We start from the raw sequence: 25,195 nt of genomic DNA on the forward strand, positions 1-25,195 counted from the left end.
GCCAGCGCTAGAGCGGCGGCAGTGCCCAGTTGATCGGCGCCAGCCCACGCTGTTCGAGGAAGCCATTGGCCCGGCTGAAATGTCCGCAGCCAAGGAACCCTCGATAAGCCGACAACGGCGACGGATGCACCGACTTCAGCACCAGGTGCCGGGTGCCATCGATCAGCTTCTGCTTGCTCTGGGCATGCGCTCCCCACAGCAGGAACACCACGTTCGGGCACTGCTCGCTGACCACCTGGATGACTCGGTCGGTGAAGAACTCCCAGCCTTTCTTGGCATGCGAAGCGGCATTGGCGCGCTCGACCGTCATGGTCGTGTTGAGCAGCAACACCCCCTGCTCGGCCCAGCTTTGCAGGTAACCATGACTGGCGATGGGGATATTCAGGTCGCGCTGCAGTTCCTTGTAGATGTTCACCAGCGACGGCGGCGTCGGCACCCCTGGCTGCACCGAGAAACACAGGCCGTGGGCCTGGCCGGGGCCGTGATAGGGATCCTGGCCGAGAATCACCACTTTCACCTGCTCCAGCGGCGTGGAGTTCAGCGCATTGAAGATCATCGGCCCCGGCGGGTAGATCTCTTTGCCGGCAGCGTATTCCTGGCGCAGGAATTCGCGCAGCTGGTGCATGTAGGGCTGGTCGAACTCGGCGCGCAGAGCAGCCTTCCAACCGGGTTCGAGTTTGATGCGATCGTCGTCAGTCATGGGGCCATCCGTAAACAATGGCGCGACACTAGGTAAGCGCTCCCCCCTTGTCAATCGATCCGACCGACGACCGGCATGTTCAGCCAGGCAAGCCATACTTGTGCGATGACTTGCGCGAGGTAGTCCATGGCCATTCATTGCGAGGTACTCACCGGCGCCGACGGCGCCCGCATCGGCATTGCCACCCTGGATGCACCCAAGGCACTCAATGCCCTCAACCTGCCGATGATCGAAGTGCTCGGCGAGCAACTGCACAGCTGGGCGCGCGACCCGGGCATCGTCTGCGTGCTGTTGCGTGGCAATGGCGCCAAGGCGTTCTGCGCCGGGGGCGATGTGCGGGCGCTGGCCCAGGCCTGCCGCGAGCACCCTGGCAGCGTACCGCCGCTGGCGGCCACCTTCTTCGCCGCCGAGTATCGCCTCGACTACCTGCTGCATACCTACCCCAAGCCCCTGCTGTGCTGGGGGCATGGGCATGTGCTGGGCGGCGGCATGGGGCTGCTGCAGGGGGCTGGCGTGCGCATCGTCACGCCCAGCAGCCGGCTGGCGATGCCTGAGATCAGCATCGGGCTCTACCCCGACGTCGGCGCCAGTTGGTTTCTCGCCCGCCTGCCGGGCAAGCTTGGGCTGTTTTTCGGGCTGACGGGGGCGCCAATCAATGCCCGTGACGCGCTCGATCTCGACCTGGCGGACCGTTTCTTCGGCGAGCACCAGCAGGAAGACCTGATCGATGAATTGCTGCAACTGAACTGGCAGGAGCAGACCGACTTGCAGCTGAACAGCCTGCTCAAGGCCGAGCAGCATCGGGCCAGCGAAGAACTGCCCCAGGCGCAATGGCTGCCACGGCGTCAGGTGATCGACGAGCTGCTCGATGTCGCCGACCCGGCAGCGGCATGGCATGCACTGGAAGGTTTGAAGCACCACAGTGATCCGCTGCTTGCCGCAGCGGGCGAACGCCTGCACGAGGGTTGCCCGCTGACCGCGCACCTGGTCTGGGAACAGATACGCCGGGCCCGGCACCTGTCACTGGCGCAGGTGTTCCAGATGGAGTACAGCATGAGCCTCAATTGCTGCCGTCATCCGGAGTTCAGCGAAGGCGTGCGCGCCCGTTTGCTGGACAAGGACAACCAGCCGCACTGGCATTGGCCGGATGTGGGGCAAGTGCCGGCGGCGGTGGTCGAGGCGCATTTTGCCAAGGTCTGGGAGGGACGGCATCCGTTGGCGGACCTGGCCTGAAGGGGCTGCTTTGCAGGACTGGCCCAATCGCCGGCAAGCCGACTCCCACAGGGACCGCACGACTTCTGACTTGAGTGATTTTCCTGTGGGAGCCCTTCAACCTTCACTGCTGCCGGTTGCGATCCCCTCCGCGCCCGCTGGAATGCCAGCGGTCATTCTGATAACGCTGGCTGCCATTGCGATAGTCGTGACGGTCGCGATCGCGCCCATAGTCATAACGCTGGCGATTGCCATAGTCGTAACGCGGGTTGCCGTGCCACTGGTTCATGCCCGGCTGCGGGTGGGGTTGGTAATGCGGCACTGGCGCCGGTCGGTAGTAATGCGGTGCGGGTGGGTAGTAACGCGGTGCCGGCTGGTAGTAGTAGCGCGGTTGCGGCGTTATATAGTAGCGGTCGTAGCGGTAATATCCCGGCGCCACGTAGCGATCGGTGGTGTAGTAATCCGAGCGATAATAGCCGCCGCCCTCTTGATAGGGCACGCAGGCGCCAATCATCAAACCCGCAAGGGCGGTCAACAGCATTCGATAGGACATGGCGGCCTCCTGGACCGCTAGGGTGCCCGAACAGCGGCGCTGGCGAGCGTCGACGCGAAAAGCGTTCATCGACATTGAATAAGACCGTCGCGCCAAGGTGCAGTGCCATTTTTGCAACAATTAGAAACAGCTCGACCAACCGAAAGATGCCACCCCGGAACCGATCATGAACGACCAACAGCACTGCCCCGCGTGCGGCGCCCTCAACCAGTGCGCCCTGGCCGATCCGCGCAGTGCCACGCAAGCCTGCTGGTGCTATGCCGTGACCATCGCCCCTGCTGTGCTGCAGGCCCTGCCTGCCGAGTTGCGCGACAAGGCCTGCCTGTGCCCTCGCTGCGCCCAGGTGCTGGATCAACTTCAGCAGACATCCAGCGATCAAGGGTAAACTGCGCGCCCATCGTCCGACTGCCTTGCCGCCATGCGCCTAGACCGCTTCCTCGCCAACCTGCCCTGCTACAACCGCCAGCAAGTGCGGCTGCTGCTGGTGCAACGACGTGTGCGCGTGGACGCTGCGGTGGTGACCGACCCGAAGGCCGAAGTGCGCGAATTCAGCCGAGTCGAAGTGGACGATCAGTTGCTCCAGGCGGGCCGCCCAGCCCGTTACCTGATGCTGCACAAGCCGACCGGCTGCGTCAGCGCCACCCACGACCCGCAGCACCGCACGGTGCTCGACCTGTTGCCCGCCGAGCTGCGCGACGACCTGCACATCGCCGGGCGCCTGGACTACAACACCACCGGCCTGATGATCCTGACCAACGATGGCCAGTGGTCACGGCGGCTGACCCAGCCGACCACCAAACTGCCCAAGCATTACCTTGTGCAAACCGAGGACGAAATCGGCGAGCACTATGCCGCGAAGTTCCGCGAAGGGTTCTACTTCGCCTTCGAAGACCTCACTACCCTGCCCGCCCAGCTCGACATCCTCGGTCCACGACGGGCGCGGCTGGCGATCGTCGAGGGGCGTTATCACCAGGTCAAGCGCATGTTCGGGCACTTCGACAACAAGGTGGTGGGGTTGCACCGGGAAAGCATGGGGGCGATCACGCTGGATCCGGGGCTGGCACCGGGGGAGTTCAGGGCATTGACGCTTGATGAGATAGCCACGGTCTAGGCTGTCTGTTCCGGCCCTATCGCCGGCAAGCCGGCTCCCACGGATTCGCCACAGAGTCGTCATACGACCGCCCAGCGGCAAAAGTCACATATTTGCGCAAACGGCACTTGCGGGAACCCCAACCCACTGCTTGAATCCTAACTCGTCAGTCTGCACGTGACTCATGAGTCACACTTGCAGTCGAAGACACCTTTTCGCCGGCTACCCAATGCCTAGATGCCTTGGGGCACGGCGAATTGCCCGCCAAAACAATACCGTCGACACGTGTACGAAGGATCGACACAGGGCCCCGCTTTTTTCTTCAGGCAAATGCCTACCTGTCATATAGAACGTGCACCCTAGGTGACGCGAATACCCTTTTTGCGCCAGGAGTCGATGACATGAGGCCAGAAATCGCTGTGCTTGATATCCAAGGTCAGTATCGGGTTTACACGGAGTTCCATCGCGCGGATGCGGCCGAAAAAACGATCATCCTGATCAATGGTTCGCTGGCCACCACGGCCTCGTTCGCCCAGACGGTGCGTAACCTGCACCCGCAATTCAACGTGGTGCTGTACGACCAGCCCTACGCTGGCAAGTCCAAGCCCCACAACCGCCAGGAGCGCCTGATCAGCAAGGAGACCGAGGCGCACATTCTTCTTGAGCTGATCGAGCACTTCCAGGCCGACCACGTGATGTCGTTCTCCTGGGGCGGTGCGGGCACGCTGCTGGCGCTGGCGCACCAGCCGCGGCGGCTGAAGAAGGCGGTGGTCAGCTCGTTCTCGCCGGTGATCAACGAACCGATGCGCGACTACCTCGACCGTGGCTGCCAGTACCTGGCCGCCTGCGATCGCTACCAGGTCGGCAACCTGGTCAACGACACCATCGGCAAGCACCTGCCATCGCTGTTCAAGCGCTTCAACTACCGCCACGTGAGCGGCCTGGACAGCCATGAATATGCGCAGATGCTCTTCCACATCAACGAAGTGCTGCAACACGACCTGGAGCGAGCGCTGAAAGGGGCACGCAACATCGACATCCCGGTGCTGTTCATCAACGGCGACCGTGACGAGTACACCACCGCCGAAGACGCACGCCAGTTTGGGCAACATGTCGACAAGAGCCACTTCACGGTGATCCGCAACGCGGGCCACTTCCTCGACATGGAGAACAAGACGGCCTGCGAAGAGACGCGCAGCGCACTGCACAGTTTCCTCAAGCCAACCGCGCGCGAGCCCCGGCCGCGTAATCCCTACGCCGCCCAAGGTCAACATGCATGGGCGATCTGAGTGAATCGGCGCCCTCTGGCCATCACCCGCAGGCCATGGGCGCCGACAGCCTTTTTATAACTGGGGCTTCTAATTCGATGAGGGTTCTGGTAAAAAGTCGAGCGCAGACGCGGGTATAGTTTAGTGGCAAAACGAAAGCTTCCCAAGCTTTAGTTGAGGGTTCGATTCCCTCTACCCGCTCCACACCGCATTCCCCGCATGGCGTTCCAGCAACGTCATCGCTGTCAAAAGGAGCCCAGGCTCCTTTTTTCGTTTTTAATGACTTCGCTCAATTGCCACCCGCTCGACTTGTAGCGCATATGCTCTAAGCATTTCTGCGAAACATTTCGAAAGGACCGTGCATGTTTCTGTCACGCTGGCTCCCTGGCCTTGCCAACCTGCTTCATTACCGCCGCGAGTGGTTCCACGCCGATCTCCAGGCTGGCTTGTCGGTAGCCGCCATCCAGATCCCGATCGCCATAGCCTACGCACAGATCGTCGGCCTGCCACCCCAGTACGGCCTGTATGCCTGCGTGTTGCCGATGATCGTCTACGCCCTGGTCGGCAGTTCCCGGCAACTGATGGTCGGCCCGGACGCGGCCACCTGCGCGATGATCGCCGGTGCCGTGGCGCCGCTGGCCATGGGCGACCCGCAGCGTATCGCCGAACTGGCAGTGATCGTCACCGTGCTGGTAGGCGTGATGCTGATTGCCGCCGGCGTGGCGCGTGCCGGGTTCATTGCCAGCTTCTTCTCGCGGCCGATCCTGATCGGCTACCTCAACGGCATCGGCCTGAGCCTGATCGCCGGACAGCTGTCCAAGGTCGTGGGATTCAAGATCGAGGGCGATGGCTTCATCCTCAGCCTGATCAACTTCGTGCAGCGGCTGGGCGAGATCCACTGGCTGACCTTGGCCATCGGCTTGGCCGGGCTGGCACTGCTGATCTGGCTGCCGCGACGCTACCCACGCCTGCCTGCCGCCCTGGTCACCGTCGCAGTGTTCACCTTGCTGGCAGGCCTGTTCGGCCTGGACCACCTTGGCGTTGCCGTCCTCGGGCCGGTACCGGCAGGCATCCCGCACCTGGCCTGGCCACAGAGCAACCTTGCGGAAACCAAGAGCCTGCTGCGCGATGCCGTGGGTATCGCCACGGTCAGCTTCTGCAGCGCCATGCTCACGGCGCGCAGCTTCGCCGCTCGCCACGGTTATGCGATCAATGCCAATCATGAGTTCGTCGCCCTCGGCGTGAGCAACCTGGCAGCCGGCATTTCCCAGGGGTTTGCCATCAGTGGCGCGGACTCGCGCACCGCGGTCAACGACATGGTCGGTGGCAAGAGCCAGCTGGTGGGCATCATCGCCGCCCTGGTAATCGCCATGATCCTGCTGTTCTTCACCGCGCCCATGGCGTGGATTCCTCAGGCAGCGCTGGGAGCAGTGCTGCTGATGGCCGGCTGGGGACTGATCGATATCAAGTCGCTGGGGAGCATCCGGCGCCTGAGCCGCTTCGAGTTCTGGCTGTGCCTGCTGACCACTGTCGGCGTGCTCGGGCTAGGCGTGTTGCCGGGCATCATGGTTGCCGTGACCCTGGCGATCCTGCGCTTGCTCTACAGCATCTACCAGCCCACCGACGCCGTGCTGGGCTGGTTGCCGGGCACCGAGGGCCAGGTGGACATCCGCAAGCACCCCGAGGCGCGTACCGTCCCGGGCCTGGTGGTGTATCGCTTCGACGACGCGATCCTGTTCTTCAATGCCGACTACTTCAAGATGCGCCTGCTCGAAGCCGTGCAGAGCCAGGCACAACCCAAGGCGCTGCTGTTCGATGCCGAGGCGGTCAGCAGCATCGACGTGAGCGGTATTGCTGCCTTGCGCGAAGTGCGCGACACCCTGGCGGCGCAGGGTATCTACTTCGGTATCGCCCGCGCACGCGGCGCGTTCCTGCGCATGCTGGTGCGCTCCGGGATGGCGCGGGAGATGGAGGAGAAATTGCTGTTCGGTTCGGTACGGGCGGGGATTCGGGCGTATCGAGTATGGCGCAACAGGAGCAGCAAAGTACCGGCGCAGGAGTAAGAAAAAGCAGCCGCGGGTTCGCCGAGGTTATCGACCGGTACGACGGCAGCCCGCGCACGCCTTGCCTGCCATGCTAAAGTCGCCCCCATTTGCGCCCCACCGAATGGACCCAGCATGCCTGCACTCGACGCCCACCTCGCCACCTGGCCGGACCTCGCCCAGCGCCACCCCTGCGACGCCCTGCTGCTGGGCAACGGCGCCAGCCGTGCGCTGTGGAAAACCTTCGGCTACTTCTCGCTGTTCGAAGAAGCGCAGCGTGCCGGGCGCAAGAAAGGCCTGGCGATCAGTGACCAGGCCTTGTTCAAGTCGCTGGGCACGGAACTGTTCGAGCCTGTGCTGAGCACCCTCAACCATACCGTACGCGCCAACGCCGCCCTGGCCATCAATTCCACCGCACCGCTGAACCGCTACTACTCGATCAAGGAAGCGCTGATCCACGCCATGCGCACCGTGCATCTGCCCTGGTCGCTGATGCCGGCAGCTACCCTGGCTTCGATCAACCAGGCCCTGCGCGGCTACCGCAGCGTGTACACCAGCAACTACGACCTGATCCTGCCCTGGGCGGTGCAACATGCCCCCAACGGTTTCGCCAATCTGTTCGACGAGCAGGGCTACTTCGACGTGCGCCGCACTCGCAGCGAGGGTACCCGGGTGTTGCACCTGCACGGCGGCCTGCACCTGCTCAAGCTGCCCGACGGCACCACCCGCCAGCGCAGCGCCGACAGCGCCGAGCTGCTCGACGGTTTTGCCGTGAACATTCCCGGTGAGGTGCCATTGTTCGTCAACGAAGACCGCAGCGACGAGAAACTGCGGGCAATCCGCAATTCGGATTACCTGGCGTGGAGCCTGGGCCAGCTGGCCCAGGAGAACGAGGGGTTATGCCTGTTCGGGCAGCATCTGGACGCCAGCGATCAGCATTTGCTCGAGGCCATTCGCCAGGCGCGGCCGACGCATCTGTCCATTGCCATTCGGCCGTTGAGCGAGGCCTCGGTGATCAACCAGAAACGGCATTTCGTCGAGCGCTTTGCCGACCTGCCGGAGACCGAGCTGCATTTCTTCGATGCGAGCAGTCATCCGTTGGGCAGGGTTGCAGCCATCGATTGGGTCAGCGGGCGCGGTTGAAGAAGCGTCGTGAAAGGCTCGCCTTGAGCCTTTCAGCGCTCTTGAGATCGAGCGCCGCCCGCGCGGCGCATCGCGGGCAAGCCCGCTCCTACATTTGTTGCAACGTACCTATGCCTGATAGGCCATGGTTGCAAGCCCGCGACTCAGGCGGGAATCAACCCATCCCCACGCAACAACGTCTCCAGGCAATGCTCCTGCACCCCGTAGAACGCCTTGAGCTGCGCAATCTTCTCGAGCAATGCGTCTGCCGCCACCGGCTGCCTGCGCTTCACCGCAAGAATCATCTTGTTCTTGTTGGTGTGCTCCAGCGAGATGAACTCGAACACCTTGGTCTCGTAGCCGCAGGCTTCCAGGTACAGGGCGCGCAAGCTGTCCGTCAGCATCTCCGCCTGCTGGCCCAGGTGCAGACCGTATTGCAGCATCGGTTGCAGCAGCCCCGGGCTGTGCAGTTGCGGGCGGATCTGCTTGTGGCAGCACGGCGAGCACATGATGATCGCGGCGTTGCAACGGATGCCGGTGTGAATGGCGTAGTCGGTGGCGACGTCGCAGGCATGCAGGGCGATCATCACCTCGATGGCCTCGGGCACCACGCTGCGCACGTCCCCACACTGGAACTCCAGGCCCGTGTGCTCCAGTCGCGCGGCGGCGGCATTGCACAGGTCGACCATGTCCTGGCGCAATTCGACACCGGTCACTTGCGCCTCGCGGCCTAACGTGTTGCGCAGGTAATCGTGCATGGCGAAGGTCAGGTAGCCCTTGCCAGAGCCGAAGTCGGCGACCCTCAGCGTCTGCTGTGCAGGCACCGGGGCATTGGCCAGGGCGTGGTCGAAGACTTCGATGAATTTGTTGATCTGCTTCCACTTGCGCGACATCGACGGGATCAGCGCACCCTGCGCGTCAGTGACGCCCAGATCGCGCAGGAACGGTCGCGACAATTCCAGGTAGCGCTTCTTTTCCCGGTCATGACCGGTATTGGCGGCCGCCTCATGCGGCGCTTGCGCGCCATGGCGCTGCAGCATCGGCTTGCCCTTCTTGCTGAAGGTCAGTTGCACTTCGCCGTCGGCATCGAACAGGTGGGCGTTGCGAAAGCTGCCCGGCAGCAGTTCGGCGACCAGCGCCTGGGCCTGGTCCAATGGCAGGTTGCGGGTGATGTCACGGGTCTGGTGGCGATACACCAGCGACAGGCTGGCCTGCCCTTTCACCTGCAACGGCTTGGCGATGATGCGCTGCAAGGTCTGGTCGCTGCCGACATGGCGCGCCAGCACCAGCTTGACCAGGGTGGTGCCGTGCAGGGCGGCATTCAGCAGGTCGAGAAACTGGGCGCGCGCATCCGGCGCAGAAGAAGCGGAAGAACTGGCGGACATGGAAAACAGGTGCCTCGAATCACAGGGGCGCGTTGCGCAATGCCGCGCATTCTACACCCTGCTGCCACCGGTTCAGTCGAGAATCACCAGGCGGTTGGGCAGCTCGTTACGCGCATGGGTGCGCGGCACATGCTCGCAAAGCAACTCCCCACACGCCTCGATGCAGTCGACGAAGCCTTGCAAGGTCCGGCCTTGACGTACCTGCTCGGCAAAACGCGCAACGATCACCGCCCGGGCCCGGGCATCGAGGTGGCAGTCGATCCCTTGGTCGACAAGGATCTCGACATGCCGCTCGGCTTCGGCAACGAAGATCAGCACGCCTGTGCCACCGGCCGTGCCCTTGAGGTTCTGCTCACGAAACTGCTGGCGCGCCAGCCTCGAGGCGCGCCAACGGCGCAGCGTAGCGGGAATCAGCGCTGCCGCAAGGCGCGGGCTGCGCAGTAGCAGGCAAAAGGCGATGAACAGCAGCACGTTGGCCACCAGCAGTCCACGCACGCCGGGCCAGCCAAGCAAACCCTGCACCACGCCCGGCACGGCCAGCGCCAGCACGGCGGCCCAGAACAATGGCAGGTAGGCGTAGTCATCGGCTCGCCGCGCCAACACCGTCACCAGCTGGGCATCGGTGCGCCGCTCCACGCGGGCGATGGCCTCGGCGACCTGGCGCTGCTGGTATTGGTCAAGAGGGGTCATGCCTTGGGTCTCCGAAGAGTTTTCTTATAGTTGTGGTCCCGGCACTCGGGTGCTCCTCCGCAGGCGACATATTCAGGCATAATCCGCCGCTGGAAGCATTACCTGCGAATCGTACAACAATAGCCGCCTGAAAACTTCGGCCACGCGCGTATCACCGTAGGTACGGCACAGGCCTCGACAACGGAATTCATGATGAAACTGTCTTTGCTGGGCCTGGCCATGGGCCTTGCCAGTCAGGTGGCCCTCGCCGCCCCCTCCGCCCCGCCCCTGCAGGACAAGCAGGCATTCATCGAGCACCTGATCAGCCAGATGACCGAAGCCGAGAAAATCGGCCAGCTGCGCTTGATCAGCATCGGCCCGGAAATGCCCAAGGAAAAGATCCAGGAGGAAATTGCCGCCGGGCGTATCGGCGGCACCTTCAACTCGCGCACCGCCCCCGAGAACCGGCCCATGCAGGACGCTGCGATGCGCAGCCGCCTGAAGATTCCGATGTTCTTCGCCTACGACACCATCCATGGCGAACGCACCATCTTCCCGATCGGCCTGGGCCTGGCGTCCAGCTGGGACATGGACGCCATCGCCAAGGTCGGGCGCACCTCCGCCATCGAGGCTTCCGCCGATGCCCTCGACATGACCTTCGCGCCGATGGTCGACATCGCCCGCGACCCACGCTGGGGCCGCACCAGCGAAGGTTTCGGCGAGGACACCTACCTGACCTCGAAAATCGGCCAGGTCATGGTCCGCTCGTTCCAGGGCAGCAGCCCGGCCAACGCCGACAGCATCATGGCCATCGTCAAGCACTTCGCCCTGTACGGCGCAGTGGAGGGCGGGCGCGACTACAACACGGTCGATATGAGCCTGCCGAAGATGTACAACGATTACCTGCCGCCCTACCGCGCCGCGCTCGACGCCGGTGCCGGCGGGGTGATGGTGGCGCTCAACTCGATCAACGGCGTACCGGCCACCTCCAACACCTGGCTGATGAACGACCTGCTGCGCAAGGAGTGGGGCTTCAAGGGCGTGACCATCAGCGACCACGGCGCCATCCAGGAACTGATCCGCCATGGCGTTGCCCGTGATGGCCGAGAGGCTGCCAAGCTGGCGATCAAGGCCGGCATCGACATGAGCATGAACGACTCCCTCTACGGCCAGGAGCTGCCTGGGTTGCTGAAGTCCGGCGAAGTGACCCAGCGCGAGCTGGACCAGGCCGTGCGCGAAGTGCTCGGGGCCAAGTACGACATGGGCCTGTTCAAGGACCCTTACGTGCGAATCGGCAAGGCCGAAACCGACCTGAAGGATTACTACAGCGACGACCGTCTGCACCGCGAAGCCGCCCGCGACGTGGCGCGCCGCGGCCTGGTGCTGCTGGAAAACCACAAGCAGACCCTGCCGCTGAAAAAAGCCGGCACCATCGCCTTGGTCGGCCCGCTGGCCGATGCACCGATCGACATGATGGGCAGCTGGGCCGCCGACGGCAAACCGATGCACTCGGTGACCGTGCGCGAAGGCCTGCGCCGCGCCGTCGAGGGCAAGGCCAAGCTGGTGTATGCCAAAGGCTCCAATGTCACTGGCGACAAGGCGATCTTCGACTACCTGAACTTCCTCAACTTCGACGCCCCGGAAATCGTCGATGATCCGCGCCCGGCTGCCGTGCTGATCGACGAAGCGGTCAAGGCCGCCCGGCAATCCGACGTGGTGGTCGCCGTGGTCGGTGAGTCCCGCGGCATGTCCCACGAATCGTCGAGCCGTACCACGCTGGAGATTCCTGCCAGCCAGCGTGAGCTGATCAAGGCCCTGAAAGCCACCGGTAAGCCGCTGGTGCTGGTACTGATGAACGGCCGCCCGCTGTCGATCGGCTGGGAACGCGAACAGGCAGACGCCATCCTCGAAACCTGGTTCGCCGGCACCGAAGGCGGCAACGCCATCGCCGACGTGCTGTTCGGCGACTACAACCCTTCGGGCAAGCTGGCCATCACCTTCCCGCGTTCGGTCGGGCAGATCCCGATGCACTACAACCACACCCGCATCGGCCGCCCCTTCACGCCGGGCAAGCCGGGCAACTACACCTCGCAGTATTTCGAGGAACCCAACGGCCCGTTGTATCCGTTCGGTTACGGCCTGAGCTACAGCAGCTTCGAGCTTTCGGGGCTGGACCTGTCGAACAAGGCGCTCAAGCGGGGTGACAGCCTGCAAGCCAAGGTGACGGTGAAGAACACCGGCAAGGTCGACGGCGAGACCGTGGTGCAGCTGTACCTGCAGGATGTCTCGGCATCCATGAGCCGCCCGGTCAAGGAGTTGAAGAACTTCCAGAAACTGATGCTCAAGGCTGGCGAATCGCGGACCCTGACCTTCCACATCAGCGAAGACGACCTGAAGTTCTACAATGGCCAACTGCAGCACGTGGCCGAGCCTGGCGAGTTCAATGTGCAGGTCGGGCTGGATTCCGAGGCCGTGCAGCAGCAGAGTTTCGAACTGCTGTAAGCGATTCGCAGGCAGGACCGGTCCCATCGCCGGCAAGCCGGCTCCCACAGGTACTGAGGTGCTCTCACTGTGGGAGCCGGCTTGCCGGCGATGAGGCCGTTACTGACAACCCCTCATTCGGACCCGCCGATGCCCTTTTCCCTTCGCGCCCTGCGTCTGGGGCTGATCACCCTGCTGATCCTGGCCGGCACCGCACTCAGCGCCGGCTTTGCCATGCACAAGGCCAAGCGCCAGGCGATGGAAGACGACGCCCGCCGTGCCAGCCAGCAGTTGGGGCTGTACGCCAATTCACTGCACACCCTGATAGAACGCTATCGCGCCCTGCCCGCCGTGCTGGCACTGGACCCTGAATTCATCGAAGCCCTGCGCGGGCCGGTCAGCGAGTCGGTCCAGGACACCCTCAACCGCAAGCTCGAGCGCATCAACGGGGCCGCCAATTCCTCCACCCTCGAGTTGCTCGACCGCACCGGGCTGGCAGTGGCCGCCAGCAACTGGCGCCTGCCGACCACCTACGTGGGGTCCAACTACGGCTTTCGCCCCTACTTCAAGCAAACCCGCAGCCAGGGCAGCGGCCGGTTCTACGCGGTCGGCGTGACCAGTGGCGTGCCGGGCTACTTCCTTGCCAGCGCGGTCAGCGATGAACATGGGCGCTTCCTCGGCGCCATGGTGGTCAAGCTTGAGTTCCCCGAGCTGGAACGCGAATGGCGCCAAGGCAGCGATATCCTGCTGGTCAGCGATGCGCGCGGCATCACCTTCATCGCCAACCAGGACGGCTGGCGTTATCGTGAGCTGCTACCGCTGACCAGCGCCGACCGCGCCGAGCTGGCCGAAACCCGCCAATACGACAAGCAGCCGCTGGTGCCACTGCAACATCAGGTACTGACCCGTTTCGCCGAGTACAGCCAGCTAAGCCGCGTGCAAGGCCCCGACGGGCCGGCCGAGTACCTGTGGGAAAGCCTGCCGCTGGAAGGCGAAGACTGGACCTTGCACCTGCTGCGCAAACCGCAGATGGCTGCCGACGGCCGCAACGCCGCACTGGGCGCCGCCGCCGTCTGGCTGAGCCTGGTATTCGCCGCACTGCTGGTCAACCAGCGCTGGCGCCTGGCTCGCTTGCGCCAGCGCAGCCGCGACGAGCTCAAGCGCCAGGTCGAAGAGCGTACCCGCGAGCTGCGCACCGCCCAGGAGGGCCTGGTGCAATCGGCCAAACTGGCCGCCCTGGGGCAGATGTCGGCGGCCATGGCCCACGAGATCAACCAGCCGCTGACCACCCAGCGCATGCAACTGGAAACACTGCGCCTGCTGCTCGATCATGGCCGCTACGAGGAAGCGCGCAAGGCCTTGGAACCGCTGGAGCAGATGCTCACGCGCATGGCCGCGCTGACCGGCCACCTGAAGACCTTCGCCCGCAACAGCCCAGGCGGTCTGCGCGAACGCCTGGACCTGGCGAAGGTGGTCGACCAGGCCCTGCAGCTGCTGGACACCCGCATCCGTGCCGAAGAGGTCGAAGTGGCCCTGTACCTGGCGCGACCGGCGTGGGTGCGCGGTGATGCGATCCGCCTGGAGCAAGTGCTGATCAACCTGCTGCGCAACGCCCTCGACGCCATGGCCGACAAACGCTACAAGCGCCTGGAGATCCGCATAGAGCCCGACCACGCGCAATGGCGCCTGAGCGTGCTCGACTCGGGCGGCGGCATTGCCGACGCCGACCTGGCCAAGGTCTTCGACCCGTTCTTCACCACCAAGCCGGTAGGGGAAGGGCTCGGGCTGGGCCTGGCCATCTCCTATGGCATCATCGTCGAGGCCGGTGGCCAGCTGCAGGCCGAGAACCTGCCGGGCGGTGCCCGCCTGAGCCTTACCCTGCCCCGTGACCTGGAGCCTGTATGTTGAATTCGGTGATCGTCGTCGATGATGAAGCGAGCATCCGCAATGCCGTCGAACAATGGCTGAGCCTGTCCGGCTTCAGCGTGCAATTGCATGCCCGCGCCGAAGACTGCCTGGCACACCTGCCACGGCATTTTCCTGGGGTGGTGATCAGCGATGTGCGCATGCCGGGCATGGACGGCATGCAGTTGCTCGAACGCCTGCAGGCGGATGACCCGGACCTGCCGGTGATTCTGCTGACGGGCCACGGTGATGTGCCGATGGCAGTGGAGGCCATGCGCAACGGCGCCTACGAATTCCTCGAAAAGCCCTTCAGCCCGCAGCATCTGCTGGGCAGCCTGCGCCGCGCACTGGAAAAACGCCAGCTGGTGCTGGAGAACCGCCGGCTGCATGAGCAGGCCGACCTCAAGTCCCGCCTGGAAACCACTTTGCTGGGCATGTCCCAGGGCTTGCAGCAGCTGCGAAGGCAAGTGCTGGACCTGGCCAACCTACCGGTCAATGTGCTGATTCGCGGTGAAACCGGCAGCGGCAAGGAACGGGTAGCGCGCTGCCTGCACGATTTCGGCCCGCGGGCCGACAAGCCCTTTGTCGCCCTCAACTGCGCCGCGATCCCCGAACAGCTGTTCGAGGCCGAACTGTTCGGCCACGAAAGCGGTGCCTTCACGGGCGCGCAAGGCAAACGCATCGGCAAGCTGGAGTACGCCAACGGCGGCACGGTGTTTCTCGACGAGATCGAAAGCATGCCTCTGGCTCAGCAGGCCAAGCTGTTGCGCGTGATCCAGGAGCAGAAGCTCGAACGGCTGGGGGCCAACCAGAGCATCAGCGTCGACCTGCGGATCATCGCCGCGACCAAACCCGATCTGCTCGACGAAGCGCGCGCCGGGCGTTTTCGCGAAGACCTGGCCTATCGATTGAACGTGGCGGAGCTGCGCCTGGCGCCATTGCGCGAGCGGCGTGAAGACATCCCGCTGCTGTTCGAGCACTTTGCCCAGGTTGCAGCGCAAAAGCTTGGTCGTACTGCGCCGCCGCTGGCCGGGGTGCAATTGGCCCAGCTGCTGTCGCACGACTGGCCGGGCAATGTGCGCGAGTTGGCCAATGCAGCGGAGCGGCATGCCCTGGGCTTGGGGTCGCCGAACCTTGAGGATGCACCTGCCGGGCAGTCGTTGGCCGAGCAGATGGAAGCATTCGAGGCACAGTGCCTGCGCGCGGCGTTGCGTGCGCACAAAGGTGAGATCAAGGGCGTGATGGAAGCGCTGCAACTGCCACGGCGGACATTGAACGAGAAGATGCAGCGCCATGGCTTGGCGCGCGAAGATTTCGTTTCGCGCGAATAAGCGGAAATCCGCCTATTGGATGCATTTGATGAGCGGGAAACCGCTTATCTTCCGGTTTTCTGGGGCTGCTTTGCAGCCCATCGCGGGCAAGCCCGCTCCTACAGAGTACGCGTCGTACCTGGGTTGATGCCCTCGAATGGATCGCTGCGCACTCATTTGGCACAGCTCGTGCAAAACCCTTCTCAAGCTGCGCCCCGGCGCGCTCCACAAAAACAACGAGAAGGTATCCCTGATGGATAACGCCACCTCCCTGCCAACAGGGGCGGCCATCGCGCCCGCCGCTGAAAAAACCACCGCCAGCCGCCTCAAGTCGATCTTCAGTGGTTCCATCGGCAACATGGTCGAATGGTACGACTGGTACGTCTACGCCGCATTCTCGCTGTACTTCGCCAAAGCCTTCTTCCCGGCAGGCGACTCCACTGCACAATTGCTCAACACCGCCGCGATCTTCGCCGTGGGCTTCCTCATGCGCCCGATCGGTGGCTGGCTGATGGGCCTGTACGCCGACCGCAAAGGCCGCAAGGCGGCACTGATGGCCTCGGTCCTGCTGATGTGCGCAGGCTCGCTGGTCATCGCCCTGACCCCGGGTTATGAAACCATCGGCGTCGCCGCCCCCATCCTGCTGGTCATCGCCCGCCTGATGCAGGGCCTGTCGGTAGGTGGCGAATACGGCACCTCGGCCACCTACCTCAGCGAAATGGCCAGCAAGGACCGTCGTGGCTTCTTCTCCAGCTTCCAGTACGTGACCCTGATCTCCGGCCAGCTCATCGCCCTGGCGGTGCTGATCGTGCTGCAGCAGACCCTGACTACCGAGCAGCTGTATGCCTGGGGCTGGCGTGTACCCTTCGTGATCGGCGCGCTGTGCGCGGTGGTTGCCCTGTACCTGCGCCGCGGCATGGAAGAGACCGCCTCGTTCAGCAAGAAGGAAAAGGCCAAGGAAAGCCTGATGCGCACCCTGATGCGTCATCCCAAGGAACTGATGACCGTGGTCGGTCTGACCATGGGCGGTACCCTGGCCTTCTACACCTACACCACCTACATGCAGAAGTACCTGGTGAACACCGTAGGGATGAGCATCAGCGACTCGACCACCATCTCGGCGGCCACACTGTTCCTGTTCATGTGCTTGCAACCGGTGATCGGCGGCCTGTCGGACAAGATCGGCCGTCGTCCGATCCTGATCGCCTTCGGTGTGCTCGGCACCCTGTTCACCGTACCGATCCTCAGCACCCTGCACACCATCCAGTCCTGGTGGGGCGCGTTCTTCCTGATCATGGCGGCGCTGATCATCGTCAGCGGCTACACCTCGATCAACGCCGTGGTCAAAGCCGAACTGTTCCCGACCGAGATCCGCGCCCTGGGCGTCGGCCTGCCGTATGCACTGACCGTGTCGATCTTCGGCGGCACCGCCGAGTACGTGGCCCTGTGGTTCAAGAGCGCCGGCATGGAAAGCGGTTTCTACTGGTACGTCACCGCGTGCATCGCCTGCTCGCTGTTGGTGTATGCGACCATGAAAGACACCAAGCAGCATTCGCGGATTACGACTGACTGACAGTGATCCAGCGGTTCAAAACGAGGGGCGTCCAGACGATGGGCGCCCTTTTTTAATTATCTTCGCCGTCCAGTGAGCCGAATAATAACCCTATTCGGCTCATTCCATGAGCCGAATAGGGTTATTATTCGGCTCACTGGACACCTCGAGGCGATCATGAACACTCCTTACTGGATCTGGCAGCAACCCGATTGGCCCCATTTCCGATGGCAACAAGACCAGCTCGCACCCTTGCTTCGCAGCTGCGTCCAGGCTCAAGGGCGTCTACTGGGCAGGATGGGTGCGGTTGATGAGCTCAGCGAGTGCGAAAACAGGCTCGACACTCTGCTGCAGAACATCATCACTTCGTCGGCAATCGAAGGTGAACAACTGAATGCCAGCTCTGTACGTTCGTCCCTGGCTCGACGATTGGGCATGCACGAGCAAGGCGCCACCACGGCCCGCAGTGAAGGGCTCGCGGAGCTGATGCTGGATGCAACGCAAGGATTTGAGCAGCCACTGACGTTGCAACGACTGTTCACTTGGCACCAATGGTTGTTCCCTGACCACAGCGACCTGCTGACAAAAGCGATAAGGGTTGGGCAACTGCGCGACGAAGCACCAATGCAAGTGATTTCTGGCCGCCTTGACCAGCCAACCGTGCATTTCGAGGCCCCGCTCCGCGCCGGCCTGGAAGGTCAACTCGGCAGCTTTCTCGACTGGTTTGCCAACAGCCAGCATGCCGCAGAACTCGATCCTCTGCTTCGCGCAGGCATCGCGCACTTCTGGTTTGTCACGCTGCACCCGTTCGATGATGGCAATGGTCGCCTGACCCGCGCGTTGACTGACCTGGCGCTCGCTCAGGGCGAACGCCAGGTCATTCGTTTCTACGCCATGTCCGCGAGCATCCTCGACGACCGGGCGGGTTACTACCGGATCCTGGAAAGCAGCCAGAAAGGCGATCTGGACATCAGCCAATGGCTGATCTGGTTCCTCGAAACGCTGTTGCGCAGCCTCGAACAGGCACTGCTGCGCATCGACCGGGTGCTGGTCAAGGCCCGGTTCTGGAACGCCCACCGTGCCGATGGACTTTTCCCAGAACAGGTAAAAGTGCTCAACCGCCTGCTGGATGGCGGCCCTCGCGGGTTCGAGGACGGCGTCAATGCGGCGCAATACCAGGCAGTAGCCAAGGTTTCCAAGGCTACCGCAACCCGTCACCTTGCAGACCTCCTGGACAAGGCCTGCCTGGTCCGGCTACCCGGTGGGGGACGCAGCACGCGCTACCAGGTCAATATTCAGGACATCTCCAACGCCTGACGCGGCTCACGCCGCTGGTACCAGGTCGCCAGCAGCACCAGTACCAGCAGCACGCCACCGAGTACGGCGGAAGAGCCGATGGTGCCGAAGTCCAGGCCGCCTTTCTCGTGCGGTTTGGTCAGGAAGTCGCCAAGGGTGGCGCCGAACGGACGGGTCAGCACGAATGCCACCCAGAACAGCACCACGCTCGGGATCCGCGTCCAGTAGCGAGCCACCACCACCAGCGCGATGGCACTGCCGATCAGCAGTGCGCCACCGGCAAAGCCAAGCCCCGAATCGTCCGCAAGGTAATCACCCAGAGCAGTACCGAGGGTGTTGGAGAACAGGATCGCCACCCAGTAGAAAATCTCGCCCGTGCGGTTCTTGATGCGGGTAACGTCCAGCGGGTTGCCGCTCAGGCGCCAGACCAGGAAGGTCAACAAGAGGATGCCGATGAGGATGGCCGAACCCGCTGCATAACCCAGGCCGAGGGTACGATCCATGAAATCCGACATGGTCGTGCCGGCGGTGCTGGTGGAAAGGATCACCAGCCAGTAAAGCATCGGATGGTAACGGCGCGAGTAAAGCTGGCCGAGCAAGGTCAGCAGGAACACGCTGATCAGCAGCATCGAGCTGACCGCATAACCTACGTCAAGGGTCATCGATAGCAGATCCCCGGCCGTCTCGCCCAAGGTAGTGGCGCAGATCTTCATGACCCAGAAAGCCAGTGTGATTTGCGGAAGTTTGTTCATTGTTTTGCCGCTCCGGAATAGGTGCGGCGATGGTGATCAGCGGTACCTGAAAAATCGGTTGGCGGTTCATGAAAAAACCGTTCATCCCTCGAAGAGCGATCATTCGCAGGTCTTAACCCTCGATTAATGACACCTCGTCAGGCTGCAATCTCTGGCGAGGCCTTGTCACTCGCTGGCAGGTTGGCCCTCACACAAGGTGGCCGACACAGGTGGGATCACGATGAGCGCACCCACTAACATCTATTAAATCGATTGTTTAACGCCATTTTTTGCGCTTTTTAATCAAATTAATCGGCGTAGCATGGAACCCATAGAAACAAGCAACCACTCAAACCCAACGGAGCAACGACCATGAACAACAAACTGATCCTCAGCCTTGCCTTCTCGGTTTTCGCCACTGGCGCGTTCGCCGAAGATGGTTTCGACCGCACCGGTGCTCACAGCTTCGCAGCAGCACAAAGCCAGACCGCCACCTACGCTGAAGATGGCTTCGATCGCACCGGCGGCCTACGCTTTGCCGAAGACGGCTTCGACCGCACCGGTGGCCAACGCTTTGCCGAAGACGGCTTTGATCGCACCGGCGGTCAACGTTTCGCTGAAGATGGCTTCGACCGCACCAACGCCCACCGCATCAGCTGATCCCTGATGCGTGCAACCAGCCCGGCCTCGGCCGGGTTTGATCATTTCCAGGCGGGCTCAGGCTTGGCACACTAGCCACCTTGTCCACCAGGAGGTAGGGCCAGCAGGCCCAACAGATGTACTACTACGAACCCGCCAAAGGCCACGGCCTGCCCCACGACCCGTTCAATGCCATCGTCGGCCCGCGCCCGATCGGCTGGATCTCTTCCCAGGACAGCGAAGGCCGCTTGAACCTCGCGCCCTACAGCTTCTTCAACGCCTTCAACTACATTCCACCGATCATCGGTTTCTGCAGCGTCGGGCGCAAAGACAGCCTGAACAATATCGAGCAGACCGGCGAGTTCGTCTGGAACCTGGCCACCCGCCCCCTGGCCGAAGCCATGAACCAGAGCTGTGCAGCGGTGCCGGCGCAGGTGAACGAGTTCGAGTTGAGCGGGTTGACGGCGACCCCATCGCGCGTGGTGAGCGTGCCGCGTGTGGGTGAAACGCCGGTGGCATTCGAATGCAAAGTGAGCCAGATCGTCCAGCTCAAGCGTGCCGATCAGGCGCTGGTGCCGAGCTGGCTGATCCTTGGCGAGGTGGTCGCGGTGCACATCGCCGAGCACCTGCTCAAGGACGGTATCTACGATACCGCCGCCGCCGAGCCGATCCTGCGCGGCGGAGGCCCTGCGGACTACTTCGAACTGGGCAACCTGTTCAAGATGAGCAGACCCCTGGTGTGATCACCAGATCAGCTCACCGTCTTCGCCAACGCCCTTGAGGCGTTCCAGCTCGGCGCAAGCGGCCTCGTCGGCCGCCACGGCCCCCTTGAACACCTGCCCTTCGAGCACCTTGTGAAAGCGCGGGGCGCCGCCCATGCCCAAGGCCTTGACCGCGATGGCAGCGTTGTAGCCGCCACCTTCCACCGGGACCATTGCCGAAACCGCTTCGAAGTGCGGGAATTCTCTACGTGCCATGTCGCTATCCGCGTCGTTGATCGAGGGGCGGCATTCTACCCCGTGTAGTCCGGCATTCAATCGAAGGTGTGCAGGTCCAGGCTGCTGACGACCTGGTCCTGGACCAGCTCGCCGAACACGTCCAGCGTCGGGGAAGCGAAATAGCCACTCATTGCCTGCTGGTCGCACCAGCTACCGCTGAGCAACCACAAGTCGGCATCGGCCTGCGAACGCTGCACGCTGAAACTCAGGCAGCCAGGCGTGCGCAACGAAGGTTCGAGCAAGTCGCGCAGGCGCGCGCCAAGCTCCGCAGAGCGGCCGCTGCTGGCCCGAATGAAAGCCAGGTGGGTGACCGGTTGTGGTAGGGTCATTGCACGATCTCCTTGAAGCACGCGGGCGGTTAACCAGGCTGCCAAGGTTAGGGGCTGGCCCGCGCGGCGCGTTAGGCCATTACTGCACGCCGCTTGCCTGATCCTGCGGCGCGGCAGGATCAGGCAAGCGACGTGCAGCTTTCGACTAGCGCCCGGCATTGCCCAAACCTATGCTGCGACGGTCAGCAGAGGAACGCCACCATGACTACCGCCCCGACCCTCGATCCGGCCCTGGAGGTGCAACGTCAGGAGCTCGCCGAACTGATCGGCCGGCATGCCGGCGAAATCCACGGCCCGGCATCGGCCATCGACGCGCTCTACCTGGTGCGCTACACGGAAAATGTCCGCTCGGTACCGACCTTGGCCCAGCCGGCCCTGTGCATCCTCGCCCAGGGCAGCAAGAGCCTGTTCCTCGGTGATGAGCAGTACGCCTACGACCCGCTGCACTACATGGTGGTCTCGGTTACCCTGCCGTTGAGCGGCGTGAAACTCGATGCCAGCCCGGAGCACCCAAGCCTTGGCCTGCGCCTGGACCTCGACCCGGCCGAGATCAGCCAGTTGATCGCCGAGAGCGGGCCGATGCTGGTACCCAACCTGCCTTCCGGCCGTGGGCTGTATGTGGAACGAACCGACCCACAGCTGCTGGACGCTCTGTTGCGCCTGGTGTGCCTGCTGGACACGCCGCGCGACATCGGCATGCTGGCACCGCTGATTCGTCGGGAGATTCTCTACCGTTTGCTGCGAGGGCCTCAAGGCTACCGTTTGTACGAGATTGCCCTGGCCAACAGCCAGACGCACCGGGTTTGCCAGGCCATCACCTGGCTCAACCAGCACTTCCAGCAACCTCTGCGCATCGAGGACCTGGCGCGGGAGGTCAACCTCAGCACCTCGACCTTGCATCATCGTTTCAAGGCCGTGACCTCGATGAGCCCCTTGCAGTACCAGAAGCAATTGCGCCTGCAGGAAGCACGGCGGCTGATGCTCAATGACGGGCTTGAAGCGGCAGTGGCGGGCTATCGGGTGGGGTACGAAAGCCCGTCGCAGTTCAGCCGGGAGTACAGCCGACTGTATGGCGCGCCGCCGATCCGCGATGTGGCGCGCCTGCGCGCCAGCGCGGGCTGATTTGCGTCACCACCTGTGGGAGCCGGCTTGCCGGCGATAGGGCCCTGACAGGTAATGCAACGTTGCCTGTCCCGACCTCATCGCCGGCAAGCTGGCTCCCACAGGGGTTTCGCATCAGTCTTCAAGACTTGCTCCCCGAGTGACCGCGCATCAACCTGCCACGGCCGCCTGCCACCGGTTCTGGTCAACTTCGATCAAGGTCGGCCCCTTGCGCTCCACTGCCCGCCCCAGGGCAGCCTGCAGTTGCTCCACGTCGACGACATGTTCAGCTTGCGCCCCCAGCGCCCGGGCTACGCCGATGAAGTCCGGGGTGTGGATATCCACCCCGACCGGCTCGATTGCCCGGTTGACCATGTACTTCTTGATCTCTTCATAGCCCTGGTTATTCCACAACAGCACGATCAGCGGCACCTGCGCCTCGACTACGCTCGCCAGTTCCGGCAGGGTGAATTGCAAGCCACCATCACCGATCAGGCACACCGCCGGCGCACGCTCGGCCAGCCGCTCGGCACTGCCCAGCCAGGCGCCCATCGCCGCAGGCAGCGCGTAGCCCAAGGTGCCGTAGCCCGTCGAGGCATTGAACCAGCGGCGCGGGTGGTCCATGTCCAGGGTCAGGTTGCCGGTGTAGACCGGCTGGGTCGAATCCCCCACCAGGATGGCGTTCGGCAGGCGCTCCAGGATGCTCGTCAGCAGGCGCGTCTGGCTCAGGGTCGGCTGATCCCAGCTCGCCGCCAGCGATTGACGCAGACGCTGCGCGCGAACCGCACCCCAGCTGCTGTCGCGGGTCGGCGCTGGCAGATCCTGCAAGGCGTCGAACAAGGCTTGTGCGGCCAGTTCCGCATCAGCCACCAGAGCCAGTTCCGGCAGGTAGTTGCGCACGGTCTGGTCCGGGTCGATGTCGACCCGCAGCAAGCTGCCCGGGATTTCGAAACCGCCCTTGAACGTCACGTCATAGTCGGTTTCGGCAAGCTCGGTACCGATCGCCAGGACCACATCGGCTTCGGCCACCAGCGCCCGGGTGGCGACCAGCGACTGGGTCGAACCGATCTGCAGCGGGTGCCCGGCCGGCAACAAGCCCTTGGCGTTGATGGTCAGTGCCACCGGAGCCTGCAGGTGCTCGGCCAGGCGCACCAGCGCCGAGCCCGCGCTCAATGCTCCACCGCCTGCCAGAATCAGCGGTCTGCGGGCCTTGGCCAGGCGTTCAGCCATGCCGGCCACGGCCTGCGGCGCGGCGCCTGCACGACTGCTGCGCACCGGGCGGCCCGGCAGCAGGTGGTCGGCCGGCTCGACCAGCACGTCCAGCGGGATCTCGATATGCACCGGGCGCGGCCGGGCGCCATCGAACACGGCAAAGGCGCGGGCCAGAACCTGCGGCAGGTCGTCGGCGCTCATCAAGGTCTGCGAGAAGGCTGCCACGCCGGCCACCAGTGCGCCCTGGTTGGGCAACTCGTGCAGCTTGCCACGGCCACCGCCCAGCTGGTCACGCGACTGCACGCTGGAGATCACCAGCATCGGGATCGAATCGGCGTAGGCCTGGCCCATGGCCGTGGTGATGTTGGTCATGCCGGGGCCTGTGATAATGAAGCACACGCCCGGCTTGCCGCGGGTTCGCGCATAGCCATCGGCCATGAAGCCAGCGCCCTGCTCATGGCGCGGGGTGATGTGGCGGATGGACGAGGCCGCCAGGCCACGGTACAGCTCCACGGTGTGCACGCCGGGAATGCCGAAGACATGGTCCACGCCATAGCCTTCAAGGAGTTTGACCAGTACTTCGCCGCAGGTTGCCATGGGTTTCACCTTGCATCTTGTTGGAAATCTAGGCTCATTGGACCCAAGGCACGGCTATCGCCACAATGCAAAAAAACACATACTAGCCATGTCCTGAGATCATGGCTCGACTTGATGAAACGACTCCCGCCCCTCCCCGCCTTGCACACGTTCCTGGTGACCGCACAGCACTGCAACTTCACCCGTGCCGCGCAGCAGCTGCATATCACCCAAGGTGCGGTCAGCCGGCAGATCGCCGGGCTCGAGGAGCACCTTGGCTACGCCTTGTTCAAGCGCCAGGCCCGTGGCCTGAGCCTGACTCGGGAAGGCCAGGACTGGCTGCCGCGGGTGCAACAGGTATTCGCCTTGATCGAACAGGGCGTGCGCGAAGTGGGTGGGCGCAGCGCCGCCTTGCAGCTCAAGGCCCCTACCTGCGTGATGCGCTGGTTGCTGCCGCGGCTGATGGAATGGCAGGCATTGCGCCCCGACGTGCCGGTGGAGCTGACCACCACCGTGCAACACGGGGTGGATTTTCGTCATGAAGGCTTCGATGCCGCGGTGGTCTATGGCAATGCGCCGAACCATGGGCTGCATGTGCGTAAGCTGTTCGATGAACAACTCACCCCGGTGTGCGCGCCATCGCTGCTGGCGGGGCCGGTACCGCTGAAGACCAACGAAGACCTCAAGCGTCACATGTTGCTGCACCCCTCTCGTGACGAGCATGACTGGCGCCTGTGGCTGCTGGCCGCTGGTGCGAACCTCGAAACCCAAGGGCCAAGGCAGCATTTCGAAACATTGGACATGGCCATGGCGATGGCCTCGCAAGGAACTGGAGTGGCCATTGGTGACTGGGCATTGATCGGTGATGACCTGAAAAGCGGCAGGCTGTGCATGCCCTTCGGGCTGAAGGTGCTGACAGGCAAGGGTTACTACCTGGCCTGCCAGGCCAGGAACATGCCGCCTGGATTGGTCGAGCTGATGGATTGGTTGCAGAGTCGGGTTGAGCCGTGAGGGCCTCTCGCGG

24 protein-coding genes and 1 tRNA gene are annotated in these 25,195 nt (G+C 63.4%); 16 read left to right on the top strand and 9 right to left on the bottom strand.

The window, feature by feature from the left end; translation table 11 throughout:
* Nucleotides 1–7: 7 nt before the first annotated feature.
* Nucleotides 8–700 (bottom strand): uracil-DNA glycosylase, encoded by a 693-nt coding sequence (ung, locus tag PPL01S_RS07010; RefSeq protein WP_016395626.1) that lies wholly within the window; start codon nt 698–700, stop codon nt 8–10.
* Between the two features lie 126 nt (nt 701–826).
* Here ung and dspII point away from each other — a divergent pair, with 126 nt between their 5' ends.
* Nucleotides 827–1,933, top strand: coding sequence for an enoyl-CoA hydratase/isomerase DspII (dspII, locus tag PPL01S_RS07015; protein WP_016395625.1), 1,107 nt, complete (start codon nt 827–829; stop codon nt 1,931–1,933).
* A gap of 103 nt (nt 1,934–2,036) precedes the next feature.
* Here dspII and PPL01S_RS07020 read toward each other — a convergent pair whose 3' ends face one another.
* Nucleotides 2,037–2,465, bottom strand: coding sequence for a hypothetical protein (locus PPL01S_RS07020; protein ID WP_028625464.1), 429 nt, complete (start codon nt 2,463–2,465; stop codon nt 2,037–2,039).
* A 166-nt stretch (nt 2,466–2,631) separates the two neighbouring features.
* On the opposite strand from PPL01S_RS07020, the gene PPL01S_RS07025 reads away from it, so the two are divergent.
* The 6 genes from PPL01S_RS07025 to PPL01S_RS07050 all read left to right on the top strand — a co-directional run bounded on the left by PPL01S_RS07025 (nt 2,632) and on the right by PPL01S_RS07050 (nt 8,008).
* Nucleotides 2,632–2,850, top strand: a complete 219-nt coding sequence (locus PPL01S_RS07025; protein WP_028625465.1) for a cysteine-rich CWC family protein — start codon at nt 2,632–2,634, stop codon at nt 2,848–2,850.
* 33 nt (nt 2,851–2,883) lie between these two features.
* Nucleotides 2,884–3,576 (top strand): pseudouridine synthase, encoded by a 693-nt coding sequence (locus tag PPL01S_RS07030; protein WP_028625466.1) that lies wholly within the window; start codon nt 2,884–2,886, stop codon nt 3,574–3,576.
* Between the two features lie 380 nt (nt 3,577–3,956).
* Entirely contained in the window at nt 3,957–4,844 is an 888-nt protein-coding gene (locus tag PPL01S_RS07035; protein ID WP_016395621.1) for an alpha/beta fold hydrolase, read from the top strand.
* Between the two features lie 109 nt (nt 4,845–4,953).
* Nucleotides 4,954–5,027 (top strand) — tRNA-Gly (locus PPL01S_RS07040).
* Between the two features lie 158 nt (nt 5,028–5,185).
* Entirely contained in the window at nt 5,186–6,886 is a 1,701-nt protein-coding gene (locus PPL01S_RS07045; protein WP_016395620.1) for a SulP family inorganic anion transporter, read from the top strand.
* 114 nt (nt 6,887–7,000) lie between these two features.
* Entirely contained in the window at nt 7,001–8,008 is a 1,008-nt protein-coding gene (locus tag PPL01S_RS07050) for a DUF4917 family protein (RefSeq protein WP_016395619.1), read from the top strand.
* 143 nt (nt 8,009–8,151) lie between these two features.
* Here PPL01S_RS07050 and PPL01S_RS07055 read toward each other — a convergent pair whose 3' ends face one another.
* Entirely contained in the window at nt 8,152–9,372 is a 1,221-nt protein-coding gene (locus tag PPL01S_RS07055) for a class I SAM-dependent methyltransferase (protein ID WP_016395618.1), read from the bottom strand.
* A 72-nt stretch (nt 9,373–9,444) separates the two neighbouring features.
* Nucleotides 9,445–10,062, bottom strand: a complete 618-nt coding sequence (locus PPL01S_RS07060) for a TPM domain-containing protein (protein ID WP_028625467.1) — start codon at nt 10,060–10,062, stop codon at nt 9,445–9,447.
* A gap of 189 nt (nt 10,063–10,251) precedes the next feature.
* Between PPL01S_RS07060 and bglX the strand changes: the two genes are divergently transcribed.
* The 5 genes from bglX to PPL01S_RS07085 all read left to right on the top strand — a co-directional run bounded on the left by bglX (nt 10,252) and on the right by PPL01S_RS07085 (nt 18,606).
* On the top strand, nt 10,252–12,543 hold the full coding sequence (gene bglX, locus PPL01S_RS07065; protein ID WP_028625468.1) for a beta-glucosidase BglX: 2,292 nt from the start codon (nt 10,252–10,254) through the stop codon (nt 12,541–12,543).
* A gap of 129 nt (nt 12,544–12,672) precedes the next feature.
* Nucleotides 12,673–14,430, top strand: a complete 1,758-nt coding sequence (locus tag PPL01S_RS07070; RefSeq protein ID WP_016395615.1) for a sensor histidine kinase — start codon at nt 12,673–12,675, stop codon at nt 14,428–14,430.
* Nucleotides 14,424–15,758, top strand: a complete 1,335-nt coding sequence (locus PPL01S_RS07075; protein ID WP_016395614.1) for a sigma-54-dependent transcriptional regulator — start codon at nt 14,424–14,426, stop codon at nt 15,756–15,758. Before PPL01S_RS07070 ends, PPL01S_RS07075 begins: the two co-directional genes overlap by 7 nt.
* A gap of 232 nt (nt 15,759–15,990) precedes the next feature.
* Complete coding sequence (locus PPL01S_RS07080; protein WP_016395613.1) at nt 15,991–17,310, top strand: MFS transporter; 1,320 nt, start codon at nt 15,991–15,993, stop codon at nt 17,308–17,310.
* Nucleotides 17,311–17,466: 156 nt separating this feature from the next.
* A complete protein-coding gene (locus tag PPL01S_RS07085) occupies nt 17,467–18,606 on the top strand; it encodes a Fic family protein (RefSeq protein ID WP_028625469.1) in 1,140 nt (379 codons plus the stop codon).
* On the opposite strand, the gene PPL01S_RS07090 is transcribed toward PPL01S_RS07085, so the two are convergent.
* Both PPL01S_RS07090 and PPL01S_RS25325 read right to left on the bottom strand, forming a co-directional pair.
* Complete coding sequence (locus PPL01S_RS07090) at nt 18,585–19,298, bottom strand: COG4705 family protein (RefSeq protein ID WP_244212837.1); 714 nt, start codon at nt 19,296–19,298, stop codon at nt 18,585–18,587. The genes PPL01S_RS07085 and PPL01S_RS07090 overlap by 22 nt on opposite strands.
* On the bottom strand, nt 19,237–19,440 hold the full coding sequence (locus PPL01S_RS25325; RefSeq protein WP_162176850.1) for a hypothetical protein: 204 nt from the start codon (nt 19,438–19,440) through the stop codon (nt 19,237–19,239). The genes PPL01S_RS07090 and PPL01S_RS25325 overlap by 62 nt, the downstream gene beginning before the upstream one ends.
* A 248-nt stretch (nt 19,441–19,688) precedes the next feature.
* Here PPL01S_RS25325 and PPL01S_RS07095 point away from each other — a divergent pair, with 248 nt between their 5' ends.
* Both PPL01S_RS07095 and PPL01S_RS07100 read left to right on the top strand, forming a co-directional pair.
* Nucleotides 19,689–19,976 (top strand): hypothetical protein, encoded by a 288-nt coding sequence (locus PPL01S_RS07095; RefSeq protein ID WP_016395610.1) that lies wholly within the window; start codon nt 19,689–19,691, stop codon nt 19,974–19,976.
* 116 nt (nt 19,977–20,092) lie between these two features.
* Entirely contained in the window at nt 20,093–20,698 is a 606-nt protein-coding gene (locus PPL01S_RS07100; protein WP_016395609.1) for a flavin reductase family protein, read from the top strand.
* Here PPL01S_RS07100 and PPL01S_RS07105 read toward each other — a convergent pair whose 3' ends face one another.
* The gene (locus PPL01S_RS07105; protein WP_028625470.1) at nt 20,699–20,932 is read right to left on the bottom strand and encodes a hypothetical protein; all 234 of its coding nucleotides are present in this window, start codon (nt 20,930–20,932) and stop codon (nt 20,699–20,701) included.
* A 56-nt stretch (nt 20,933–20,988) separates the two neighbouring features.
* A complete protein-coding gene (locus tag PPL01S_RS07110) occupies nt 20,989–21,282 on the bottom strand; it encodes a putative quinol monooxygenase (protein WP_016395607.1) in 294 nt (97 codons plus the stop codon).
* 201 nt (nt 21,283–21,483) lie between these two features.
* Here PPL01S_RS07110 and PPL01S_RS07115 point away from each other — a divergent pair, with 201 nt between their 5' ends.
* Nucleotides 21,484–22,404, top strand: a complete 921-nt coding sequence (locus PPL01S_RS07115) for an AraC family transcriptional regulator (RefSeq protein WP_028625471.1) — start codon at nt 21,484–21,486, stop codon at nt 22,402–22,404.
* Nucleotides 22,405–22,554: 150 nt separating this feature from the next.
* Here the strand turns inward: PPL01S_RS07115 and PPL01S_RS07120 are convergent, their stop codons facing one another.
* Nucleotides 22,555–24,192 carry a 5-guanidino-2-oxopentanoate decarboxylase gene (locus tag PPL01S_RS07120; protein ID WP_028625472.1) on the bottom strand — a complete coding sequence of 546 codons (1,638 nt, stop codon included), beginning with the start codon at nt 24,190–24,192 and terminating at the stop codon, nt 22,555–22,557.
* A 114-nt stretch (nt 24,193–24,306) separates the two neighbouring features.
* Between PPL01S_RS07120 and PPL01S_RS07125 the strand changes: the two genes are divergently transcribed.
* Nucleotides 24,307–25,182: a LysR substrate-binding domain-containing protein gene (locus PPL01S_RS07125; protein WP_016395604.1), complete on the top strand. Its 876-nt coding sequence runs from the start codon at nt 24,307–24,309 to the stop codon at nt 25,180–25,182.
* Nucleotides 25,183–25,195: the final 13 nt, after the last annotated feature.

The sequence above is a fragment of the Pseudomonas plecoglossicida NBRC 103162 = DSM 15088 genome (genome assembly GCF_000730665.1).
GTDB lineage: Bacteria > Pseudomonadota > Gammaproteobacteria > Pseudomonadales > Pseudomonadaceae > Aquipseudomonas > Aquipseudomonas plecoglossicida.